This window comes from Massilia sp. LMS1-1-1.1 (genome assembly GCF_040815535.1).
GTDB classification, from domain to species: Bacteria; Pseudomonadota; Gammaproteobacteria; order Burkholderiales; family Burkholderiaceae_D; genus Janthinobacterium; species Janthinobacterium aestuarii.
In genome coordinates, this window is record NZ_JBFPNG010000045.1 from 213566 (window position 1) to 234885 (window position 21320).

Annotated in this window: 24 protein-coding genes; 6 read left to right on the plus strand and 18 right to left on the minus strand. The window is 62.7% G+C overall.

Features of this window, described 5'->3' with window-relative positions:
* Positions 1-366 precede the first annotated feature (366 nt).
* Entirely contained in the window at positions 367-786 is a 420-nt protein-coding gene (locus MRBLMS1_RS22900; RefSeq protein ID WP_485882152.1) for a hypothetical protein, read from the plus strand.
* 43 nt (positions 787-829) lie between these two features.
* On the opposite strand, the gene MRBLMS1_RS22905 is transcribed toward MRBLMS1_RS22900, so the two are convergent.
* The 3 genes from MRBLMS1_RS22905 to MRBLMS1_RS22915 all read right to left on the minus strand — a co-directional run bounded on the left by MRBLMS1_RS22905 (position 830) and on the right by MRBLMS1_RS22915 (position 3860).
* Positions 830-1279 carry a GTP pyrophosphokinase gene (locus MRBLMS1_RS22905; RefSeq protein WP_485882153.1) on the minus strand — a complete coding sequence of 150 codons (450 nt, stop codon included), beginning with the start codon at positions 1277-1279 and terminating at the stop codon, positions 830-832.
* 2 nt (positions 1280-1281) lie between these two features.
* Entirely contained in the window at positions 1282-2121 is an 840-nt protein-coding gene (locus MRBLMS1_RS22910; RefSeq protein ID WP_485882155.1) for a hypothetical protein, read from the minus strand.
* 134 nt (positions 2122-2255) lie between these two features.
* A complete protein-coding gene (locus tag MRBLMS1_RS22915; protein ID WP_485882157.1) occupies positions 2256-3860 on the minus strand; it encodes a sensor domain-containing diguanylate cyclase in 1605 nt (534 codons plus the stop codon).
* A gap of 212 nt (positions 3861-4072) precedes the next feature.
* Here MRBLMS1_RS22915 and MRBLMS1_RS22920 point away from each other — a divergent pair, with 212 nt between their 5' ends.
* Positions 4073-4585: a hypothetical protein gene (locus MRBLMS1_RS22920; RefSeq protein ID WP_485882159.1), complete on the plus strand. Its 513-nt coding sequence runs from the start codon at positions 4073-4075 to the stop codon at positions 4583-4585.
* 95 nt (positions 4586-4680) lie between these two features.
* Positions 4681-4965 carry a hypothetical protein gene (locus tag MRBLMS1_RS22925; RefSeq protein WP_485882161.1) on the plus strand — a complete coding sequence of 95 codons (285 nt, stop codon included), beginning with the start codon at positions 4681-4683 and terminating at the stop codon, positions 4963-4965.
* Between the two features lie 50 nt (positions 4966-5015).
* Here the strand turns inward: MRBLMS1_RS22925 and MRBLMS1_RS22930 are convergent, their stop codons facing one another.
* Positions 5016-5258 (minus strand): hypothetical protein, encoded by a 243-nt coding sequence (locus tag MRBLMS1_RS22930; RefSeq protein WP_070303981.1) that lies wholly within the window; start codon positions 5256-5258, stop codon positions 5016-5018.
* Positions 5259-5506: 248 nt separating this feature from the next.
* On the opposite strand from MRBLMS1_RS22930, the gene MRBLMS1_RS22935 reads away from it, so the two are divergent.
* Together MRBLMS1_RS22935 and MRBLMS1_RS22940 are read left to right on the plus strand one after the other, a co-directional pair.
* Positions 5507-5749, plus strand: coding sequence for an Imm32 family immunity protein (locus MRBLMS1_RS22935; RefSeq protein WP_139090337.1), 243 nt, complete (start codon positions 5507-5509; stop codon positions 5747-5749).
* Positions 5750-5812: 63 nt separating this feature from the next.
* The gene (locus MRBLMS1_RS22940; protein ID WP_485882164.1) at positions 5813-6775 is read left to right on the plus strand and encodes an SMP-30/gluconolactonase/LRE family protein; all 963 of its coding nucleotides are present in this window, start codon (positions 5813-5815) and stop codon (positions 6773-6775) included.
* Between the two features lie 61 nt (positions 6776-6836).
* On the opposite strand, the gene MRBLMS1_RS22945 is transcribed toward MRBLMS1_RS22940, so the two are convergent.
* Entirely contained in the window at positions 6837-7904 is a 1068-nt protein-coding gene (locus tag MRBLMS1_RS22945) for an SDR family oxidoreductase (protein ID WP_485882166.1), read from the minus strand.
* A gap of 98 nt (positions 7905-8002) precedes the next feature.
* Between MRBLMS1_RS22945 and MRBLMS1_RS22950 the strand changes: the two genes are divergently transcribed.
* Positions 8003-8902, plus strand: a complete 900-nt coding sequence (locus MRBLMS1_RS22950) for a LysR family transcriptional regulator (RefSeq protein ID WP_485882168.1) — start codon at positions 8003-8005, stop codon at positions 8900-8902.
* A gap of 15 nt (positions 8903-8917) precedes the next feature.
* Here the strand turns inward: MRBLMS1_RS22950 and MRBLMS1_RS22955 are convergent, their stop codons facing one another.
* The 13 genes from MRBLMS1_RS22955 to MRBLMS1_RS23015 form a co-directional block, all read right to left on the minus strand.
* A complete protein-coding gene (locus MRBLMS1_RS22955) occupies positions 8918-9853 on the minus strand; it encodes a substrate-binding domain-containing protein (RefSeq protein WP_485882645.1) in 936 nt (311 codons plus the stop codon).
* Between the two features lie 80 nt (positions 9854-9933).
* Positions 9934-10908 (minus strand): ABC transporter permease, encoded by a 975-nt coding sequence (locus MRBLMS1_RS22960; RefSeq protein ID WP_485882170.1) that lies wholly within the window; start codon positions 10906-10908, stop codon positions 9934-9936.
* Between the two features lie 20 nt (positions 10909-10928).
* On the minus strand, positions 10929-12440 hold the full coding sequence (locus MRBLMS1_RS22965; RefSeq protein ID WP_485882172.1) for a sugar ABC transporter ATP-binding protein: 1512 nt from the start codon (positions 12438-12440) through the stop codon (positions 10929-10931).
* 81 nt (positions 12441-12521) lie between these two features.
* On the minus strand, positions 12522-13388 hold the full coding sequence (locus MRBLMS1_RS22970) for a fumarylacetoacetate hydrolase family protein (RefSeq protein WP_485882174.1): 867 nt from the start codon (positions 13386-13388) through the stop codon (positions 12522-12524).
* Between the two features lie 21 nt (positions 13389-13409).
* On the minus strand, positions 13410-14165 hold the full coding sequence (locus MRBLMS1_RS22975) for an SDR family oxidoreductase (protein WP_485882176.1): 756 nt from the start codon (positions 14163-14165) through the stop codon (positions 13410-13412).
* Positions 14166-14241: 76 nt separating this feature from the next.
* The gene (locus tag MRBLMS1_RS22980) at positions 14242-14571 is read right to left on the minus strand and encodes an L-rhamnose mutarotase (RefSeq protein ID WP_485882178.1); all 330 of its coding nucleotides are present in this window, start codon (positions 14569-14571) and stop codon (positions 14242-14244) included.
* Between the two features lie 123 nt (positions 14572-14694).
* Complete coding sequence (locus tag MRBLMS1_RS22985; protein WP_485882180.1) at positions 14695-15525, minus strand: amidohydrolase family protein; 831 nt, start codon at positions 15523-15525, stop codon at positions 14695-14697.
* Positions 15522-16541, minus strand: coding sequence for an aldo/keto reductase (locus tag MRBLMS1_RS22990; protein ID WP_485882182.1), 1020 nt, complete (start codon positions 16539-16541; stop codon positions 15522-15524). Before MRBLMS1_RS22990 ends, MRBLMS1_RS22985 begins: the two co-directional genes overlap by 4 nt.
* Positions 16542-16552: 11 nt before the next feature.
* Positions 16553-17776, minus strand: coding sequence for a UxaA family hydrolase (locus tag MRBLMS1_RS22995; protein ID WP_485882184.1), 1224 nt, complete (start codon positions 17774-17776; stop codon positions 16553-16555).
* Positions 17773-18108: a UxaA family hydrolase gene (locus MRBLMS1_RS23000; protein WP_072454408.1), complete on the minus strand. Its 336-nt coding sequence runs from the start codon at positions 18106-18108 to the stop codon at positions 17773-17775. Before MRBLMS1_RS23000 ends, MRBLMS1_RS22995 begins: the two co-directional genes overlap by 4 nt.
* Before the next feature lie 25 nt (positions 18109-18133).
* Complete coding sequence (locus tag MRBLMS1_RS23005; RefSeq protein ID WP_485882187.1) at positions 18134-19051, minus strand: GntR family transcriptional regulator; 918 nt, start codon at positions 19049-19051, stop codon at positions 18134-18136.
* 114 nt (positions 19052-19165) lie between these two features.
* Complete coding sequence (locus MRBLMS1_RS23010; protein WP_485882189.1) at positions 19166-20302, minus strand: mannitol dehydrogenase family protein; 1137 nt, start codon at positions 20300-20302, stop codon at positions 19166-19168.
* Position 20303: 1 nt separating this feature from the next.
* Positions 20304-21314, minus strand: coding sequence for a zinc-binding alcohol dehydrogenase family protein (locus MRBLMS1_RS23015; protein ID WP_034760300.1), 1011 nt, complete (start codon positions 21312-21314; stop codon positions 20304-20306).
* Between the last annotated feature and the right edge of the window lie 6 nt (positions 21315-21320).

Sequence of the window (21320 nt, forward strand, 5' to 3'; positions counted from 1 at the left end):
CTTCTGACCAGGTTTTGCGCCGCAGGCGGTTTTTCCTAACGACAACATCGGCTGCTCAGGGCTTGTATGAATGGCGGAACGACCCTTTGCCCTGCAGGAATTAAAACCACCTATAGCCGAGTACCAAGTTGGCGCCAATAAAATTAATAAATATGCTACATTCGATAATTCTAAAAACGTGCACTTTCATGCCCACTGAAACCATAAGCAAGAGTTATCCGACAAGCCATAGTGGCGGCGAGAAAAGCAGAACCACAAGCACGGCCAGCGAACCACATCCACCAAAGGCAAGATCATCCAAGTAACCAAGCAGAAACGCCACCTGGCCGAGCGCGATCTCGAAGCATTGGCAAAGAAAACCCAACCATGAAAATTGCTCGCCTGCTTTCCACCAGTTTCCTCGTGCTAGCTGTAGCCCTCGTCGCTTATGGTCTTTTCAGCCTCTCCCATTTTGCCTGGTACACCGGCGCCTACTACGATGAGCGCATGATCTTGTTCGACCATGGCTTCTATCCTTTTGCATGGGGTATCGCGCTGCTGCTGATGGGGCAAATTGCCCGCTTGCAGCATCGTCGGCCGGCCATGCTGCTCGCCGCCGGCGCTGCCCTGCTGCTCCTTCTCTGGAAGCGTGCGACAGTGCCCGTTGCCATCGCCAATCAGCAACTTTTTCCGGATCCTGCTTTACTGGAGGGACTGATTGTTACCTCTATCGTGGTCATCGTCCTGGCGCTGATAGACCGCCCCGTCGAACAGGCTATCCGCAAGGCTCTGGGTCGTACCCGGTGACCCCCGGGGCAGATCACCCGGACACGATCTCGGCACTCCAGAATCATTGCTGCGACATGAGTTGCTGAACCGCCCGCCGATACTTCTCCCCCCTCTCCAAATCCTTCTCCGTCGGCCTATCTATCCTCGACAAATCGCTATTCTCAGCCAGATCCGCCAGCTTGACGGCCTTGCCTACCGGATTCAACGCCGCGCGGGCGATGAACGCCTCATACGACTCGCCTTCGATCTTGGTCACGGCGCGCACGCCGTCGATGACTTCCTGGGAAAATCCTTCGCGCGCCAGGTCGTCGAAGGTGACTTTGCCGTCACTGTCCTCCACCACGTCATGCAGCACGGCGACTATCTGCTGGGCACCGGGGGCGACGCGCAGCATGACGCGCAAGGGGTGCAATATGTACGGCGCGCCGCCCTTGTCCGTCTGGCCGGCATGGGTGGCGGCAGCGATTTCAATCGCGCGCTCGAGGGTGCCGCGTCTTGCGTTTTCAGTCATATTCACTCCACCTTGATTGACGTTCCCGTTGCGCGCCAGCTGCGGCGCTGCAAATGGCAAACGCTGGTGCACAGCAAGGCTGGCAACAGTAAATTGAGAACCGGTACGAGCATCAGCAAACACAACAGCAGTCCCAGGGCGAAAATCGCTGGGCGCTGTTCGCGGCGCAACGCCGCTTGCTGTTCCGCGCCGAGCACCTCTTCAGCCGCCGCGCCGTAGATCATCTGGACATTCCAGGCCAGCAAATACGAGATCAGCACGCACATGGCCCACACCGGAATCAGGAGGGAAAGCAGCAGCAACAGGCGACGCCGCCAGGCGGGGTGCGCGGCAGACAACTCCAAACCGGCTGGCGGTTGCCACCCGATATAGCGTCGCGCCACCACCGCTTTGGCGCGCTCCAGCAACAGCCAGCGCAGCGGCAGGCGCGCCGTGCCGATGGCGCCAACGATAAAGACCATCACATAGAAAAAAGCAGCCAGCGCCAGCAATGCCAGAGCGATCTGGCCGATCGACAGCATGGCCTTGGCAGCGCTGCCCAGGCCGCCAGCGATATTGCCCATCTGAGACACCGTGGCAGGCCCGTTGGCCAGCGCCCCGACGCCATCCATCACGCCCAGGCCCAGCAAGCCGGTCACGGACACCAGCGCCAGCATGGCGCTCAGCTCGACAAAAAAACGGCCAAAGTAGCCATACAGTCCCAGCCACAGGGCCACGACCGCCATGCACCACAGCGCGGAGCGCCACCACAGGCCCGCATGACGCGCATCGCGCAGTCCCAGGCCGACGCACGTGAAGGCTTCCCGCCAGGCCAGCAGCCAGGTTTGCAATGTTTGTGTCACGCTCTAACGTACTCCGCAATGAGATGGCGGATACGTCGATCCGGATGTTGCCGATTGTACATGGACAAGGCTGGCGCACGCGCCGCACAGGACGCAGCGCAAAGCCGCGCCCGCCCATCCATCTTCAAAAATGGCTATCGAAACGCAAAAGCAGTCGCGGCCTGCTCGGCGGCAATTTCACTAGACGATTCATAACAGACCTGATTTCTCCCCAATGCCTTGGCCTTGTACAGTGCCTTGTCAGCAAGTTCAACCAGCTCGACCGGACGGTTTTCCTGATGCATCGGTATAAAAGCCGCCACGCCGACGCTGGCCGTCACCACGCCGGGAGGACTGCCACTATGCTCGATTCCCAGCGATTGCACGGCCTGGCGAACGCCTTCCGCCACCGCCAATGCTCCCGGCAGCTCCGTCCCTGGCAATAAAATGACCATTTCCTCGCCGCCATAGCGCGCCGCAAGGTCGCCCGGCCTGCGCATGCTGTAGCCGACCACCTTGCCAATTTTTCTCAGGCAATCGTCGCCGGCCACATGGCCATAGATATCGTTGTATTGCTTGAAGAAGTCGACATCGATCAACACCAGCCCAAGTGAGCTGCCTTCACGCTGCGCACGGCTGAACTCGGCAAGCAGCGACTGGTCGAAGTGGCGCCGGTTCGCCAGTCCCGTCAATCCATCCTGACTGGCAAGGCGGGCCAGAGTTTCATTGATCATTTCCAGTTCATTGCGCGCCTCGACCAGCCCCGCCTCGCTCTTGACCCGCAAATCGATCTGCCGCACCACACGGTATCCGATGAACGCGATCAGCAGTACCAGCACGCCACCCACCGTATTTTGAATCATCGTATCGAGACGCCACGAAGCAAGGACCTCATCCTGAGACAGTGCGGCAGAGACCACCAGCGGGTATTCCTCGACTCTTCGGTAGCTATTGATACGCGTGACGCCATCGACCCGCGACTGGACCACGGCCGTGCCAACGGGACTTTTGGGCAGGTAATCATGAAATATCGGGAACTTTGAAATATCGCGCCCCAGCAAACTCTCATCGAACGGCCTTCGCAATAAAAGAATACCTTTTCCATTCGCAATGAAAATAGCGCCTTTTTTTCCTATCGAAAAGCGTTCATAAAACAGCCGGAAATAATTCATGTCGATGGTCGCCAGCGCCACGCCGCCGAAACTTCCGTCAGGCAAATTGATCCGCCGCGATACCGTGACTATCCAGTGTCCCGTCGATTTGCTGCGCACGGGAGGCCCGACATACGGCCCCCGATCAGCATGCGTTCGGTGATATTTGAAATAATCTCGGTCGGAATTATTCAGATTGCTCAACAACGTTTTCTGAGAGTTCACAAGCCAGCTGCCATCATTCGCATAGATGAAGATACCGTGCAACTGGGGCAACTCGGCTACACGGTTGACCAGCAATTTGTGGATACGGGTCAGTTCAAGACCGGCAACACCGTCTGTTTCCAACCGTTCCACCAGTCCGACCAGCACCGTATCGGCTTCCTTGATGGTGTCATAGGCATGCTGCGCAACAGATTGCGCCAGATTGGCACTTTCACGGGACGCTTCAAGCAGTTGCCCTTCCCGCGCGCGCAAGGTCGTCCATAACTGGATCGCCAGCAGCGACAGGCACACCAGCACGACAAATGAAATAGCCAGCGGCAGCAGGGAAAAGCCACGGAAGCCTGCTCCCAGCAATCGTGGCGGCAAGCTGCGTGACCTGGTCATGGCGGCACTCCCGGATTTATATCCGGCAAAGTGTGCACCAAATAGGCGGCAACATACTCACACATCGTCACAAACACGATATAAAAAAGTTACCACCATGGCGTTGATGAATCCGGTTCGTGTTCGCCATAGTTTGCGACACCGCAATTCCGGATGGAAAGAAATACGAAACAATGCCAACTCCCCCACCGTTGCGCGTAGCGGAGTTGACCATGCTTGAAGTTCAGCCCAGGGATAAGCGCGGCTTTTTTATATTGCCGCAAGCTCCGGAAGATGCCGGGTATTACGTCTATGGCAATCTGCACCGGATGCCTCATTCCGGCCATATGGCCCAATATGCGCACCCCAGCTTGCTATCCCTGATCTTTTACATCGAACGTGAATGGCAGGCAATTGATGATAGAAAATTTGGTATCGGGAATATCAGCATTGCCGAAGGATTAGCGTACGACAAGCATGTCAGCCACAGAAAAGGCATTGAAATGGATTTACGCCCCTTGCGGAAGGACAAACTGCAAGGCCAGTCCGCACGCGTGTCGCGCTTTGATAGCGTGTATGACCGGAGCTCCACTATCAAATTGATACAGCTGTTTCTGCTGCACCCAATGGTCACCAAGGTCTTCTTTAACGATGAAGAGATACAAAAGACGATCGGTGGCGGGCGCGTGCGGTCTCTGAAAGGACACGACGACCATCTTCATATTGAAATCAGGGAGCATGGATGACTACTCGGCTTGCATGCTACGCCATAGCGCTCGCTCTATTCTCAACGGCACACGCAGCCGACAAACAGCGGGCGTGGACTGGCGAACCAAGGCCCTTGCGTGGTGACTATCAGATCTACGGCGGAACGCTGTCCGAAATGCTGCCACCCACGCGAAACGACCGGAAAGTGGCAATCATGGTCAAAGGGGAATTGGCACGGGAACTGTTTGCTCAGCTCGGCCCCGATATAAAACAGGAACAGGCGTGCAGTTCCTCGGCTGACTACCGTGAGCGGCGCAGGGGAGATATTGCCTGCGTTCGTACAAAAGAGGCGGCATACGAATGCTATTTCGGACTCGACCTGCGCACGGGAAAAGGGACGTATGGCGCAATCTGCTAACCCGGGTACTATCTGGCGCTGGTAAAACCAAGGCCAGACAGTACCCTATCCTACCGCCGGCTCAACGGCACATATTCCCCCGGCAAGCTGGCCGCTTCCAGCGCATCGGCAAAGGCCAGCAGGAATTTCGCCGGGCCATGCTCGGACACGAGCAGGGAGGCGCCCTTGTGGCGCAGCAGTTTCAGCACTTCCTGCTGGTGCGCCTGGTATTCGCTGGAGTGGCCATAAAACGTTTGATACATTTCCAGCGTTTCCATGGCCTTGGCGGCCAGGATGAATTCGGGTTTGTCCATGATGTCTCCTCGTTGTCATTACTGCCAAAACCACGAAAAAAACCTGCAAGATGTGCGGCCGGTGCCGGTCGCACTGCCTTGCGGCAACCACATCTGTATTTCCATCATACGCCTCAACCTGGCTATTGCGCAGTCCTGTCGCGCATCTTTTTCCATTCCGCCCGTCCGGCGTCAATTGCTGCTCGCTCACCTTACAGATACTGCGCGCGCGTGGCATCATGTGCGGTGCCCATCGACCACTGACACCCATGACCACCCATTTATCGCTGCACTGCTATCTGCAAGACGCGCCGTCCGAACGCCCGCAACGCTGTTCCGACGTGACCATCCAGGCCGACCCGGCCACCCTGCGCGCCATCGCCCGCTTCCTGCTGGCCAGCGCGGACACCTTTGATCAGGCGCAGGAACGCGCCGGCATGCATGCCCACCTGCAAGACGAGTGGGACGGCTGGCAAGACGACTTTCCCGACCTCGTCGTCGTGGCAGCCTAGCCAGGCGCCCCGGCCGGCGCGCGTCGGGTAACATACGCCACCTTTGCCACACAGAGAACACCGATGTCCCATACCCGATACGCCCTGCCGTCGCTGCGCACGGCCGTGCTGGCCGCCGCGCTGGCCAACCTGTCCGCCTGCGCCAGCCCGCCCGCGCACGAGGCGCTGTTTCTCGCCACCACGCTCACGCCCGCGCATTCCTTTACCAAGGGCATCGAAGGCCCGGCCGTGGATGCGGATGGCAATATCTATGCCGTCAACTTTGCGCGCCAGCAAACCATCGGCAAGGTCAGTCCCGGCGGCACTGGCGAGGTGTACCTGACCCTTCCCGGCACCAGCATCGCCAACGGCATCCGCTTCGGCAGCCGGGGCCAGATGTATTTGGCCGACTACATGGAACACACGATCTACCTGGTCGACCCGGCCACGCGCGCGCTCACCATCCACGCGCGCGAGCCGCGCATGACGCAGCCGAACGACATCGCCATCACGGCCGACGACGTGCTATATGCGAGCGACCCGAACTGGAAGGAAAACACGGGCCGCGTGTGGCGCATCGCGCAGGAGGGCACGGTGACCCTGGCGCTCGACACCATGGGCACGGCCAACGGCATCGAGGTCAGCCCCGACGGCAAGATCTTGTATGTAAATGAAAGCGTGCAGCGCAATATCTGGATGTACGACATCGCCGCGGACGGCAGCCTGAGCGGCAAGCGCCTGCTGATCAAGTTCGACGATTTCGGCATGGACGGCATGCGCGTGGACGTGGACGGCAACCTGTACGTGACGCGCTACGGCAAGGGCACGGTGGTAAAATTATCGCCACAGGGACGTATCCTGCGCGAAATCAGCGTACCCGGCGCCAAGCCCAGCAACATCACCTTCGGCGGCCCCGATGGCCGTACGGCCTACGTGACGGAAGTGGTGCAGGGACGGCTGCTGCAATTTCGCGTCGACCGCCCGGGGCTGGAGTGGCAGCGGGCGCAGGAGCGTAAGGCGCATGGATTGGCGGTGCCTCCTCAATAGCCCAACGGCGAAGTGCCGGGGTCGGACCCTCAGGGTCCGACCCCAGTCCTTGCTTTTGGGTTTAACGCGGAATGACGCGCTCCGCCTTCAGCTTGTCGAACAGATTGAAGAAGGCATCCTGCGTATCTTGGTAATCGAGGAAGCCCGCCTTGCGGCTTTTGCCCATGTCCGTCATCACTTCCATCGGCCGCCCCAGGTCGGCATCCGTATGCCACCAGGAGGCGAGGCGGCTGACATCAGCCTCCACCAGGCCGTGCTGCTCGGCGATGGCGCGCCACTGCGCGGGCGCGTCCTGCATGCGGTCGGCCAGCGGCGCCATCGCCTCGGGCAGATCGGCCGCCTCGACGCTGAAATAAGCGGCCAGGCGCGGCCATAGCCACTTCCAGCGGAACACGTCGCCATTGACGATATTGTAGTCTTCGTTGCGCGCGGCGGGACTGTCGGCCGCCCACGCCAGGTGGCGTGCGATCTGGCCCGCGTCCGTCATGTCGGACAAGCCATGCCATTGCGCGGACGAACCGGGAAAGACGAAGGGCTGGCCGCCGGCCTTGCACAGATTCGCATACACGGCCAGGGTCAGGCCCATGTTCATGGCATTGCCCAGCGCGTAGCCGATGATGGTGTGCGGGCGGTGCACGCTCCACGTAAAACCATACCGCGCGGCCGCGTCGAACAGCCGGTCTTCCTGCTCATAGTAAAAATTCTCGACCGCTTGCCGGCCCTGCTCTTCGCGGAACGGCGTGACGGGCACGCTGCCCTTGCCATAGGCGTCGAACGGTCCCAGGTAGTGCTTGAGGCCAGTGACCAGCGCCGCATGGCGCAAGTGGCCGGTGGGGCCCAGCGCGGCCAGCACATTGGCGACCATGGCGCCATTGACGCGGATGTTTTCCTGCTCGTTGGCCTGGCGCGCCCAGGCCGTGAAAAAAACGTGGCTGGCATCCAGGCCCGCCAGGGCGGCGCTGACCGCCGCGCCGTCCGTGGCATCGAGCGGCAGGCATGCGCAACCGGCTGGAACCGGCGTGCGGCCACGCGAGACGCCCGTCACCTGCCAGCCCTGCGCCAGCAAATGCGTGGCCAGATTGCTGCCGATAACGCCGCTGGCGCCGATAATCAATGCGTGCTTGTTCATGCGTACTCCCATGCCTGTGTAAAAAGCCATGATATAGCGGACAGAAATTCTTATCCGCGATAGTATTTCACCTTATTCGTGAAAAATATTCTGCAATCATGTCCGAACATTTGAAAGGCATCGCGCCTTTTCTTGCCACCGCCGATGCCGGCAGTTTCACCAGGGCGGCCGCGCGGCTGCACCTGAGCAGCTCGGCCGTGAGCAAGAGCGTGGCCCGCCTGGAAGCGCGCCTGGGCGTGATCCTGTTCGAGCGCAGCACGCGGCGTTTGCAGTTGAGCAGCGCGGGGCATGCCTATTACGCCACCTGCAAGCGCGTGCTGCAGGAACTGGTCGAGGCGGAAAACGTGCTGGCCGAGCAGGATGGGGAACTGGCAGGCAAGGTGCGCATCGGCGTGCCCGCGTCGTACGGCCGCATGCGTGTGATGCCGGTGCTGATTGATCTGTGCGAAAAATATCCGAAGCTGCAGCCGTCGATTGCCTTCAGCGACCGCTTTGCCGACCTGTTCGAAGAGCGCATCGATATCGCCGTGCGCATCGGCGCACCGGGCAGCTGGCCGCCAACGCTGGGGCAGATGCCCTTGGGCGAAGAGCGCCTGATCTTTTGCGCGGCGCCCGCCTATCTGGCGCGGCGCGGCACGCCGCTTGTGATCGCGGATCTCGATGGCCACGACTGCATCGCCTACGGCCGCGGCGACGGCACGGCGGCGCCATGGCTGTTTGCAGGCGAGCACGGGGTGGAACGGCGGACGGTCAGTCCGCGCCTGACGGTGGGGGACGCCGAGGCGCAAACGGCCGCCGTGCTGGCGGGCCTGGGCATCGCGCAGCAGGCGACGTGGCTCGTGCACGAGCACCTGGCCAGCGGCGCCATCGTCGAAGTACTGCCGGCCTGCGCCACGCCAGGCTTGCCGCTGTCCCTCGCGTGGCCGCTGGCGCGCCAGCTGACCACCAAGACCGGCACGCTGCTCAATGAATTGAAGCAGCGCCTGACGATCAGCTGATACGCAATATGGAACTCAATACAAAACGTTCTTCGCTTCCGGCAGTTCCACATTGGCCTTGGTAACGATCACCACGCCCGTGTTGACGAACGGTGCGACCTTCTTGCCTTCGATCAGGCTGACGAGGGTTTTCACGCCCAGCGCGCCCATCGAGTACGAACCCTGCACGGCGGTCGCATACAGGGTGCCGTCCTTGACGAAGTTTTTCAGGTCTTCATTGCCATCGAAGCCCACGGCGATCACCTTGCCGGCCTTGCCCGCCTGCGCGATGGCGCGCCCCATGCCCACGGCCGTCGGCTCATTGGCGCCGAAGATACCCTTCAAGTCCGGATTCGAGGCCAGCACGTCGGTCGTCTGGTTCAGCGCCGTGGCCATCTGCGACTGCGAGTAATACGTGCCGACGATCTGCAGCTGCGAGTTCTTTTCGATATAGCGCTTGAAGCCGCCCACCCTGCCCGTCTCGGAACCGGCGCCCGCCACGTACGACATCACGGCGATCTTGCCCGTCTTGCCGACCTGCGAAATGAGAGCCTTGGCGCTTTGCTCGCCGGCCGCTTCATTGTCGGTCGACAGGAAGGACTGGTAATAGCGCTTGCCGCTCTCGGCCACCAGCGAATCGATCAGCACGACGGGAATCTTCGCTTCCCACGCCTTCTTCAGGGCCGGCACCAGCGCGTCCGGATCCGACGCGGCCAGCACAATGCCGGCCACCTTGCGCGTGACGGCGTTTTCCACCATGCTGACCTGGTCGGCGATGGCCGATTCCGAGGCCGGTCCCTGGAACGTCAGGCTGTAGCCCTTGGCGTCTGCCGCGCTGGCCGTGGCGCCCTTCTTGACGTTTTGCCAGTAGTTGGAATTGGTCGTCTTGACGATCACGGCGATCTCGCCCGGGGCGGCGAAGGCGGCGCTGGAGCTCAGGGCAAATGCTGCGGTCAACAGACCCAGCGACATGGCTTTGATGGTTTTCATTGTCGTCCTCATTTAATAATTATAGATTTGGTGGATTGACTTCATGCGTGCTGCTTGCTGCTTCAGGCGCGGTTGCGCTTCTGATCGATCCAGACGGTCAGCAAGATGACCAGTCCAATAATGATTTGCTGGATAAAGCTCGATACCCCGTTCATGTTCAAGCCGTTGCGCAGGATGCCGATGACGAAGGAACCGATGACGGTGCCGGAAATGGTGCCGATGCCGCCGATCAGCGAGGCGCCGCCGATCACGGCGCTGGCGATCGCATCGAGTTCATACATCACGCCCTCGTTCGGCTGCGCCGTCACCAGGCGCGACATCAGCACGCAACCCGTCAGGCCGGACAAGGCGCCGGACAGGGTGTACACGAGCAGGGTCACGCGGCCCACCTTTACGCCGGACAGGCGCGCCGCTTCCGCATTCGAGCCGACGGCATAGATATGCCGGCCAAAGGTGGTGCGGCTGAGCATGATGGAGACGGCCACGGCGATCACCACCATCAGCACCACCGGATACGGAATGCCGGGAAACACGACTTCGGGAAAGGTGCCGCCTGTGTCGCGCTCGATGCGCCACAGCACGCCGTTACCGAGTTCGCCGAACGACTCGCCCAGGCCGGAAATCGCGCGCGCACCCGTCACCTGCAGCGCCAGGCCGCGGGCGATCAGCATCATGCCCAGGGTGGCGATGAAAGGAGGCAGCTTCAGTTGCGTGATGCAAAAGCCGTTGACGGCGCCGCACATGGCGCCCACCACGACGCCGCCCAGCATGGCGATCGGCACGGGCACGCCGCTCTTGACCAGCAGCGCGGCGGCCACGCCGGCCAGCGCCAGCACGGAGCCGGAACTCAAGTCGATGCCGCCCGTGATGATGACGCAGGTGGCGGCGATGCCCAGATAGGCGATCGACGTCACTTGCAAGGCCACGCTCATGCCGTTGCTGACGGAGAAAAAGGCGTTGCTGGTCAGGGAAAACACCAACAACAGCAAGGACAGGCTGCCCAGCGCGGCGAATTTTTGTATCAGTTCTTTGTTCATTTTCTTGTGGCTTTCTGATGTTAATGCATTGCTGCCTGGCGGCCCGATGCGAGCTGCATGATCTCTTCCTGCGACGACTCGCGCGTGTTGACGATGCCGCTGATGCGCCCTTCATGGAACACGGCCACCCGGTCCGTCATGCCCATGATCTCGGGCAGCTCGGACGTGATCAGCACCACGCCGATGCCTTCCGACGCCAGCTTGTCGAGCAGCTGGTAGATGGCGAACTTGGCGCCCACGTCGATGCCGCGCGTGGGTTCGTCGAAGAAGATGATTTTCGATTCGCGGTACAGCCATTTGCTGATGACGATCTTTTGCTGGTTGCCGCCCGAGAGGTTGCGCGCGATCTGTTTCGAGGTTGGCGTCTTGATGCCCAGCGCCGCAATGTACTGCTGCGCCACCGCTTCCTCCCTGGCGAAATCGATGAAGCCGAAACGGTTCGCCAGCCCCGACACATTCGTCAGGGTCAGGTTGGCCGCCACCGACATGCGGATCGCCAGGCCGTGGCTCTTGCGGTCTTCCGACAGGTAGGCGATGCCGTGTCCGATGGCATCGATGGGGCTGTCGATAGTCACCGCCACGTCGCCCAGGTGGATGGCACCGCTGGTGAGAGGATCGGCGCCGAAGATGGCGCGCGCCACTTCCGTGCGCCCTGCCCCCATCAGGCCGGAAAAGCCGAGTATCTCGCCGCGCCGCAAGTCAAAGCTCAGCGGACCGAAGACATCCTTGCGGTGCAAATCGGTCACGCGCAGCAGCACTTCAGCCGTCGGCGTCGAGACGCGGTCGGGAAATTTTTCATCGAGGGTGCGGCCCACCATCTTCGCCACGATGGCGTCCAGGGTAGTGGCGGCAAAATCGTCGGTGCAGACGAATTTCCCGTCGCGCAGCACCGTCACCCTGTCGATGATGTGCTGCATCTCTTCGAGCCGGTGCGAGATGTAGACCACGCTCACGCCGTTGCGCTTGAGTTCATTGATGATGTCGAACAGCTGGCCCGTCTCGCTTTCCGTCAGCGACGACGTGGGTTCGTCCATGATCAGCACTTCCGTATTGAGCGACAGCGCCTTGGCGATTTCCACCATCTGCTGCTGCGCACAGGACAGGTTTTTCACCAGCTGGCGCGGGTCGATGCGCAGCTTCAACCGGTCCAGCAGCGCCTGCGCATCGGCACGCATCTTCTTGCGATCGATGAAGATGCCGCGCACCGGTTCGCGCGCGAGAAAAATATTCTCGGCCACGCTCAGGTGCGGGATCAGGTTCAGCTCCTGGTGGATGATGGCGATGCCAGCCGCCTCCGCATCCACGCTGCAGGAAAAACTGCACACCTTGCCCTTGTAGACCAGTTCTCCCTCGTCGGCCTGGTACACGCCGCTCATCACCTTCATCAGGGTGGACTTGCCGGCGCCGTTTTCGCCGCACAGCGCGTGGGCCTCGCCCTTGCGCAAGCTGAAACTGACGTTATCGAGCGCCAGCACGCCGGGAAAGCGCTTGCTGACCTTGTTCAGGGCCAGTATCTCTTCGGATTCATTCATGGTGTGTCTCCTCCACTCCACTGCCATAGGCCGGCGCGCCGATGTCTGAGCACCTTGGCGGCACGCCGGTCTGCTACTGTATTAACTGTCGATCAGTTCCGGATTCCACGCATGCACGGTCTGCTTCTGTTCACCGAGGCCGCTGATCCCCAGGCGCATGGTGTCGCCCGGCTTCAGGTACACGGCCGACGGCTTCTGGCCCATGCCCACGCCCGGCGGCGTGCCGGTGCTGATGATGTCGCCCGGGTACAAGGTCATGAAGCGGCTGATGTAGCTGACCAGATTGGCCACGCCGAAGACCATGGTTCTGGTATTGCCATCCTGGACGCGCTTGCCGTTCACTTCCAGCCACAGGCCCAGGTTTTGCGGGTCCGCCACTTCGTCGCTCGTCACCAGCCAGGGACCGATCGGGCCGAAGGTATCGCAGCCCTTGCCCTTGTCCCACTGGCCGCCGCGTTCGAGCTGGTACTCGCGTTCGGACAAATCGTTCACCACGCAATAGCCGGCCACGTGCGACAGCGCATCGGCTTCACTCACATAGCGTGCGGTGGTGCCGATCACCACGCCCAGTTCCACTTCCCAGTCGCTTTTCTTCGAGTCCTGCGGCATCACCACGGCATCGTTGGCGCCGATGATGGCGCTGGTGGCTTTCATGAACAGCACCGGTTCAGCCGGCACGGCCATGCCCGATTCGGCCGCATGATCGGCATAGTTCAGCCCCACGCACAAGAACTTGCCCACGCCCTTCCAAGGCGGCGCGATGCGACCAGGATTCGCCACCACCGGCAGGCTGGCGATATCGAGGGCGGCCAAAGTCGCCAGGCCATCCTTGCCCAGGGTTGCGCCCGTGATATCGGACAGCACGTCGGACAGGTCGCGCACGACGCCATCGGCATCGATCAGTGCAGGTTTTTCAGCGCCCTTGGCGCCATATCGCATCAGTTTCATGTGTGTCTCTCGTTGTTGTAATTAATTGGACCAACCGCCATCGATCACATGGACCATGCCGGTGGTAAAGGCGGATTCGTCGGAAGCCAGGTAGACGGCCAGAGCGGCGATTTCTTCTGCCCTGCCCACTCTGCCCATCGGCTGGCGGGCGACAAACGCCGCCTGCACTTCATCGATGCTCACGCCCGTCGCTGCCGCCTGGGCGGCAATGCGTTCCTTCAGCGAGGGCGACTCGATGGTGCCGGGACAGATCGCATTGCAGCGGATGCCGCGCGTGACAAAGTCCGCCGCCACCGATTTCGTCATGCCCACCACGGCCGCCTTCGAGGTGCCGTAGATAAAGCGGTTCGGCGCACCCTTCACGCTCGACGCCACGGACGACATATTGACGATGGAGCCGGCGCCCCGTGCCAGCATGCCGGGCAGCACGGCGCGCGTCAGCCGGTACATGGAGCGCGCATTGATGTCGAAGGAACGATCCCAGGCCGCATCGTCGCAGTCGAGGATGGTGCCGCCGTCGACGAAACCGGCACAGTTGAACAGGATGTCGACGGGGCCGATCTCGTCGGCCAGCGCGGTGATCGCCGCGCCATCGGTCACGTCGAGCCGGCGGATGGCGCAACCCGTTGCTTCCTTCAACGCGTCGAGCTGGGCCTGGTTGATATCGGTGGCGATCACGGTGGCGCCTTCGCGCACGAACGCTTCGGCCGTGGCGCGGCCGATGCCCTGGCCGGCGGCGGTGAGCAGGGCGATTTTGCCTTGTAGTCTGGCGGTCATGTTGTCTCCTTTTATTTTTTAACCCAACACCTTAACGGCTGGGGTCAGACCCGGCGGGTCTGACCCCGGATTTTTGCTAACTGACGTGAAATACCTGCTCCATCATCGCCCAGTGCTCGCCCTCGGCACGCGAAGCCAGCGGCTCCTGGCACGGTGCGCAAAAGGTCCACCAGCGCTGCGTTTCCGGGTCGGCGGCAATGGCTGCCATGTCGGCCTCAAAATCCTCGCCGTGGTATTCCCAGTAGCCGAACAGCAGGTTTTCCGGCTCGCGCAGGAAGATCGAATAATTGCCGACATGCGCGGCAGCCAGTCTGGCCAGCACCAGCGGCCAGACGGCGGCGTGCAGGGTTTTGTATTCAGCGATGCGCTCCGGCGCGATGCCGATGACCATGCCCATTCTTTGCATTGCGACTCCTTTTGTTGGCTTACGCCGTACCGGCTAAGCCAACCTACAGTTGGCATCGCGGTAATTCGTAGGTTGGCTTAGACGGCCTTGGCCGACGTAAGCCAACAAGCGCACCACTAGCGTTCAATCAAAACCATAAAACCGGCACGCATTGCGTCCGAAAATATCGTTCCTGTCCTCTTGCCCCAGGTGCGCCAGCAGCGCCTCGCTGGCGGCCAGCCACGCCGCATAGCCGCCGGCCAGGTCCACCACGGGCCAGTCGCTGCCCCAAATCACGCGCCGGGAGCCGAACACGTCCAGCACATGGGCGGCATAGGGGCGCAGGTCGTCCACGTTCCAGCCGGGCCGCGCTTCCGTCACCAGCCCGGACAGCTTGCAGCGCACGTTCGGCAGCGCGGCCAGCTGCGCCATGTCTGCACGCCAGGCGCCGAAGGCGGCATCGGCAACCGGCGGCTTGGCCGCATGGTCGATCACGATGGCCAGCTGCGGATAAGCGCGGGCACATTGCAGCAACGCGGGCAAGTGGCGCGGCAGCACCAGCGCGTCCAGCCGCAAGCCGTGTTCCACCATGGCGGCCAGGGCCGGCGCCAGCGCGGGATTGGCAATCCACTGATCGTCGTCGAGATCCTGCAGCATGGGGCGCAAGCCTTTGAGCTTCGCCTGCGACGCCAGGCGGGCGATATTGGCCGGCGCGTCAGGCGCCAGCAAATCGGTCCAGCCCACGACGGCGCGGATAAAGCTGGTCTTTGCCGCCAGCGCCAGCAGGTAATCGGTATCGGCAGCCGACGGCAGCGACTGCACCAGCACCGTGCCGGCGATGCCGTGCGCGGCCAGCAGCGGCGCCAGGTCGGCGGGCGCAAAATCGCGGTGGATGGCGGCCAACGATGGCGGCGGCCAGCTGCCGGCACGCGCGACCAGCTGCCAGAAGTGCTGGTGGGCGTCGATGCGCATCATGCGGCCACTCCCGCAGGCAGCGGCGCGCGCGCATCGAGCAAGTCCGCGTCCCGCAGCGCCAGCCACAGGGCGTCGGGCAGCGGCGTGGCGAACCAGTCCAGGTTTTGCCGCAGCTGCGCCAGGTCCTGGCCGCCCGGGATGCAGGAAGCGACGGCAGCATGGGCAAGCGGAAACTGCAGTGCCGCAGCCTGCAGCGGCACGCCGAATTCACGGCAGACGGCGTCCAGGCGCGCCACGCGCTTGAGTATCGCGGCCGGCGCATCGGCGTAGTTGAATTTTCCGTTCCCGGCCAGCACGCCCGAGTTGAACGGGCCGCCGATCACGATGGCGTTGCCGCGTTCCACGCAGGCGTCCAGCAACGGCGACAGCGAAGCCTGTTCCAGCAAGGTGTAGCGGCCGGCCAGCAAGGTGCAATCGAGGTCGAATTCCGCCATCGCGCGCAGCACGATCTCGCACTCGTTGACACCGAGGCCCACGGCTTTCACCTGGCCGCTGGCGCGCAGTTCATCGAGGGCGCGAAAACCGCCGCCGGTCGTCAGCTGGCGCCAGTATTGCTGATCGTGTTCGCCATGCGTGGCCTTGCCGATATCGTGCACGAACAGAATGTCGATGCGCTCCAGACCCAATCTTTGCAGGCTGTCCTCGTGGGAACGCAGCACGCCGTCATACGTGTAGTCGTAATGGGGACGGAACGGCAGCGGCGCGGCAAAGCCGTCGTCGCCGGGGCGCACGGAGGCGTCGGGCCGCATCAGCCTTCCCACCTTGGTGCTGACCACAAATTCATGGCGGGGCCGCTCGCGCAGCGCCGCACCGAGACGGCGTTCGGACTGGGTATAGCCATAGAACGGCGCCGTGTCGAAGAAGCGCACGCCGGCATCCCAGGCGCCATCCAAGGTGGCGCGCGCCTGCGCGTCGCTGACGGGCTGGTACAAGCCGCCTATCGGCGCGCAGCCCATGCCGATGCAGGGCAGCGACAGGCCCCCGCGCGGCAAGGTACGCAATTGCGTGACATCCATGGACTCGGCCCTCAAGCGGCGCGCAATGGGAAACAGCCTGGCCCCACCGCGTCGAATTGTTTATAGGTCAGCACGAATTCCTGGTGGCCCAGGTCTTCCGAGCGGCTCAGTTCTCCGTTGGCGACGTTCAGCACGGCGGCGACGATCTCCGCGCCCACTTCTTCGAGGCTGGCTTCGCCCGTGAGGATCTTGCCGGCATTGATATCCATGTCGTCGGCCAGGCGCTCGAAGGTTTGCGGATTGGCGCACACCTTGATGACGGGCGAGATCGCCGAGCCGACCACGGAACCGCGGCCCGTGGTAAACAAGGTGATGTGGGCGCCGCAGGAAATGAGTTCGACGATTTCCGCGTTGTCCGACACATTCGGGAAACCGAAGCGCGGTTCACCGTCCGGCACCACGTCGAGCAGGTACAAGCCGCCGCCGTCCGGCTGGTCGCCCGGTTTCAAAATGCCGACGATGGGCGAGGAACCGCTCTTGGCGTAGGCGCCCAGCGACTTTTCTTCCTGCGTGGTCAAGCCGCCATCGGCGTTCCCCGGCGAGAAGCTGCCATGGCCCATGATGGTGTAGTAGCGGGCGGCCTTGGCCACGGTTTCGACGATGGCATTGCCCAGATCCGGACTGACGGCGCGCCGCTGCATGTGGTATTCGCAGCCCACCAGTTCGCCCGTCTCTTCGAAGATGCAGGGGCTGCCGGCGGCGATCAGGGTGTCGAACGCGACGCCGACGGCCGGGTTGGCGCTGATGCCGCTGGTGCTGTCGGAGCCGCCGCAGATGGTGGCGACGACCAGTTCATCGATCCCCATCGGCACGCGCTCCTGCTGCGCCAGGTGTTCCAGCGCCCAGCTGATCCACTCGACGCCGCTGCTCACGCTGGGGCGCGTGCCGCTGTTTTCCTGGATCGTGATCGTGTGCACGGGACGGTCGCTGTCTGCCACGGCGCTGGAGAGGCCATATTTGTTGAAGCCTTCGCAGCCCAGGGAAACCAGCAGCACGGCGCCCACGTTCGGGTGCGTCAGCAAACGGCGCATCACCTGGTCCGCGTATTCATTGGGGAAGCAGCCCGTAAAGCCGATCAGGTGCACGGGCTGGCCGGGAAAGGCGTTGACCATCAGGCGCGCCACATGGTGCGCGCATTCGACCATATAGGCCACGACCACGATATTGCGGATGCCCTTGCGGCCATCGGCGCGCAGGTAGCCCGACAGGGCGGGTGTCGTTACGGGAGCGTTCATGCTTGGTCGTCCTTGTCCAGGAAATGGTGGCCGTCCTGGCCCAGGGTAAACGTGGGGATGTAATCGCTTGCCAGATTGTGCGTGTGGATATGCTCGCCGATGGCGACGGGGGCCGTGATGCTGCCGATCAGGGCGCCGTAACGCAGCACCTTGTCGCCCACGGCCAGCGCGCGGCGCGCCACCTTGTGGCCGATGTGGATGTTTTGCGCCAGGGTGACGGGCACGCCGTCGATGGCGACGACGTCGCCGCTGGCCAGGGCTGTCCTGGCGATCAGGCAGTTATCCTCGGGCGACATCAGCAGCAGGCTGCTAGGCTGGGAAGCGAGGCTCATGGCGCACCCTCCCCGGCAAAGACGGCTAGGCGGCCGGCTGGCTCAGTTTTTCCCGCGTGCCGATCGAGGACAGCATGGTGCTGCGCGAGGAATCGAGGTGGGAGCGCATGGCCTCGAGCGCCTTCGGCACGTCGTGCTCGGCCAGCGCACGCAGGATCGCCAGGTGTTCCTGCACCGCGTATTTGTTGCGGCCCTTTTCCTCGCCCTTGTCCCACTGGTAGTGATAGTGAAACACGAACGAAACGATATCGTAGAAGCCCTGCGCGAAGCGGTTGTTCAAGAGGCCGATCAGGAAGGTGTGGAACTCGCGGTCCAGCGCCGGAAACGCATTGTGGCGCGTGTCGATCCTGGCTGCCAGCTTCTCGTGCTGCCTGATCAGCCGCGCCAGTTCCGCATACGCCGGATCGCCAAGCGGCAGGTGCGCAAACTGCTCCACGGCCGCCATCTCGAACATGCGCCGCATGTCCGCCAGTTCGGTGGCGAACGAGCGGTCGAACGCGCACAGGCGCCAGCCGCCACGCGGTTTCTTTTCGATCAGGCCGAAGCGCGAAAAGCCGATCAGGAATTCGCGCACGCTGACGGTACTGGCGCCCGCCTCGCGCGCCAGTTCCGCTTCCGAAAACTCCGCGCCGGGCGGCATGTCGCGCTGGTACACGCGTTCCATCAGCACCTGCTGGATGCGCTCGGCCCCCGACTGCAATTCGGAGATATCGAAGTAGTCGCCCGGTATGGGTTTGCGCAGCAAGCGCCGGTCCGCCGGACTGGCGATCAGCCGCCGCGTCGACAGGTAGGCGATCGCGCTGCGGATGGCCGTGCGGCTGCCCTGGCAGATCGTGGTCAGGAACTGCTCCGTCGGCAGCATCTCGCCCACTGCGACATTCTCGGCGAGAAATTGCAACAGCAGATTGGTACTGCGCTTGAAGACGGTGGCGGGTTTGGACATGGATGAATGAACGCGCTATGCCAGCGAAAGGGAAAGTGGATGAGTGGGCCATTTTAGTCGATATCGGATTGGATCGGCATGCTAAAAAAGAAACAACTGCGCTGAGCGGGGCGTTCATGGCTGCGCTCCCGGCGCCAGCATGGCGCGCAGGCGAGGCTGCGCCAGGGCGGGACACAGCTGCCGCGCCAGCGCCGCCACGGGCGCCATACGGCGCTCGATCTTGCCGGCGTGGTGCTGCGCGATGTCGGCCAGGCGGTGCGCGAGGAAGGGATTGCCGAAGCGCTCCCTGACCTGCGACACATAGGCCAGCGCGGCGTCGCCGTGCCGCGCGCCCATGGCGGCAAACACGGGCAGCACTTCCTCGTGCCACAGGGCTTCCAGCGCGGCGCGCATGGCGCCATCGTCCATCGCCTCGCGCACCGTCATGCCGGCCGGGCTACCCCGTTCCATCCACAGCTGCGCCAGATACGTGTGACCGAGGTTGAGCAGGAACAGCTTGCGCTGCTCATACTCGCGCAGGCTGTCCGTCACCACCAGCTGCGGATGGCGGCACGGCAGCAGCATGCCTTCCTGCGCCTCGATGGCCCACAGCGCATAGGGTTCGGCCACCGCGCCTATCGGTTCGATCGGTTCGGAAACGATGCGGTCGACGAGGGAATTGATCCACAGGCAGCCCGTTTGCAGATACCCGATGAACGCGGCATCGCAGCGCCACCGCTGCGCCAATGTCACGATCACCTGGCGCAATACATGACCGTTGTCGGCCACCAGTTCGCACGGAAAAATCGAGACGGGCGCGGCGCCGGCCAGGAAGCGCTCATGCAGCAGCACCAGCAGCTTGGCGGGAAAGCTGGCGGGAACAGTAACGCCATCGAGCATGCCGGCGTGGTCGCCGTCATCGAGCTGGTAGCCCGTATCGCCCGTATTCGAGATGATCACGCGCGCGGCCACGGCCGCATCGCGCACCTGTCGCCAGTCGCTGCCGGCCTGCCACGCTTGCGTGACGGTGTCGGCGCGGCGCTCCTCGTCAACTTGCGCGCCGTCCTGCCAGCCGCGGATACGCACCGGGTAGCCGCCGGCCTGGCGAAACGCCGCCACCCGCGCCGCGCCCTGCGCGCTGCCGGTCGTTTGCACGATGGTGATATGGCCCAGCGCCTCGCCTGTCTTGGCCGCTTCGCTGACGAACAGGTCGGCGTGCGCCTGCAGGAAGCGGCTGGTGCCAAATTGCAGTATGGGGTTGAGATCGTTCATCTCAGACCTCGACGATGGCCTTGATGACACCGGCCTCGGGCTGCATCCAGCGATCGAGCACGCCCGTAAATTCGTCGAGCGTGGTGCGGTGGGTATTGAGCAGCGCGGTGGGAACTTTGCCCGCCTTCATGGCCGCCACCACTTCCTCGAAATCGTCGACGGTGGCGTTGCGGCTACCCAGCAAGGTCGTTTCGCGCTTGTGGAATTCAGGGTCGGAAAAGGACAGGCGGTCGCGCACGATGGAGACCAGTACATAGGCGCCGCCGTGAGCGACAAAGTCCAGGCCCCGTTCCATGGCGGCGATATTGCCGGTGGCGTCAAACACCACATCGAAGAATTCGCCGCCGGTGGCGTCCGACAGCTGCTCCTTGTCGCCGTCGCCCAGCTGCACCGTGCGGGTAATACCGAGCGCGTCGCGGCAGAACTGCAAACGGTCGGCGCGGCCGTCGAGCACCGTCACGTCGGCGCCTTTCAAGGACGCGAACAGCATCACGGCCATGCCGATCGGGCCGGCGCCCACCACCAGCACGCGCTTGCCGGCATCGACCGCGCCGCGCTTGACGGCATGCGCGCCGATGGCGAGAAATTCGATCATGGCGGCGTCGTCGAGCGAGATGCCTTCCGTCTTGAAGACAAAGCGCTCGGGCAGCGCCAGGTATTCCGTCATGCCGCCGTCGCGGTGCACGCCCAGCACTTCGATGCGGGTGCAGCAGTTGGTCTTGCCCTGGCGGCAGGCCACGCAAGTACCGCATGACAGGTAGGGCATCACATAGACCTGGTCGCCCACGGCCAGGCGCGAGCCGGCTGGCGCGCTGTCGATATGGCCGGACAATTCATGGCCCATCACGCGCGGATAGCTGAGGAAAGGCTGGGTGCCGCGGAAGATATGCATGTCGGTGCCGCAGATGCCGACGCGGCGTATGCGCAGCAGCACTTCACCCTCGCCGGGCACGGGCACGGGGCGCTGTTCCATGCGCAAACTGCCGGGGGTATCGCAAACGATACTTTTCATCATGGT

Coding starts and splice junctions, on each gene's coding strand:
- MRBLMS1_RS22945 (WP_485882166.1), bottom strand. CDS start 7,904: ATGAACAAGCACGCATTGATTATCGGCGCCAGCGGCGTTATCGGCAGC.
- MRBLMS1_RS23010 (WP_485882189.1), bottom strand. CDS start 20,302: ATGAACGATCTCAACCCCATACTGCAATTTGGCACCAGCCGCTTCCTG.
- MRBLMS1_RS23005 (WP_485882187.1), bottom strand. CDS start 19,051: ATGTCCAAACCCGCCACCGTCTTCAAGCGCAGTACCAATCTGCTGTTG.
- MRBLMS1_RS22920 (WP_485882159.1), top strand. CDS start 4,073: ATGCTTGAAGTTCAGCCCAGGGATAAGCGCGGCTTTTTTATATTGCCG.
- MRBLMS1_RS22990 (WP_485882182.1), bottom strand. CDS start 16,541: ATGGATGTCACGCAATTGCGTACCTTGCCGCGCGGGGGCCTGTCGCTG.
- MRBLMS1_RS22900 (WP_485882152.1), top strand. CDS start 367: ATGAAAATTGCTCGCCTGCTTTCCACCAGTTTCCTCGTGCTAGCTGTA.
- MRBLMS1_RS22950 (WP_485882168.1), top strand. CDS start 8,003: ATGTCCGAACATTTGAAAGGCATCGCGCCTTTTCTTGCCACCGCCGAT.
- MRBLMS1_RS22965 (WP_485882172.1), bottom strand. CDS start 12,440: ATGAATGAATCCGAAGAGATACTGGCCCTGAACAAGGTCAGCAAGCGC.
- MRBLMS1_RS22935 (WP_139090337.1), top strand. CDS start 5,507: ATGACCACCCATTTATCGCTGCACTGCTATCTGCAAGACGCGCCGTCC.
- MRBLMS1_RS22930 (WP_070303981.1), bottom strand. CDS start 5,258: ATGGACAAACCCGAATTCATCCTGGCCGCCAAGGCCATGGAAACGCTG.
- MRBLMS1_RS23000 (WP_072454408.1), bottom strand. CDS start 18,108: ATGAGCCTCGCTTCCCAGCCTAGCAGCCTGCTGCTGATGTCGCCCGAG.
- MRBLMS1_RS22995 (WP_485882184.1), bottom strand. CDS start 17,776: ATGAACGCTCCCGTAACGACACCCGCCCTGTCGGGCTACCTGCGCGCC.
- MRBLMS1_RS22955 (WP_485882645.1), bottom strand. CDS start 9,853: ATGTCGCTGGGTCTGTTGACCGCAGCATTTGCCCTGAGCTCCAGCGCC.
- MRBLMS1_RS22970 (WP_485882174.1), bottom strand. CDS start 13,388: ATGAAACTGATGCGATATGGCGCCAAGGGCGCTGAAAAACCTGCACTG.
- MRBLMS1_RS22985 (WP_485882180.1), bottom strand. CDS start 15,525: ATGATGCGCATCGACGCCCACCAGCACTTCTGGCAGCTGGTCGCGCGT.
- MRBLMS1_RS22915 (WP_485882157.1), bottom strand. CDS start 3,860: ATGACCAGGTCACGCAGCTTGCCGCCACGATTGCTGGGAGCAGGCTTC.
- MRBLMS1_RS22905 (WP_485882153.1), bottom strand. CDS start 1,279: ATGACTGAAAACGCAAGACGCGGCACCCTCGAGCGCGCGATTGAAATC.
- MRBLMS1_RS22980 (WP_485882178.1), bottom strand. CDS start 14,571: ATGCAAAGAATGGGCATGGTCATCGGCATCGCGCCGGAGCGCATCGCT.
- MRBLMS1_RS22975 (WP_485882176.1), bottom strand. CDS start 14,165: ATGACCGCCAGACTACAAGGCAAAATCGCCCTGCTCACCGCCGCCGGC.
- MRBLMS1_RS22960 (WP_485882170.1), bottom strand. CDS start 10,908: ATGAACAAAGAACTGATACAAAAATTCGCCGCGCTGGGCAGCCTGTCC.
- MRBLMS1_RS23015 (WP_034760300.1), bottom strand. CDS start 21,314: ATGAAAAGTATCGTTTGCGATACCCCCGGCAGTTTGCGCATGGAACAG.
- MRBLMS1_RS22940 (WP_485882164.1), top strand. CDS start 5,813: ATGTCCCATACCCGATACGCCCTGCCGTCGCTGCGCACGGCCGTGCTG.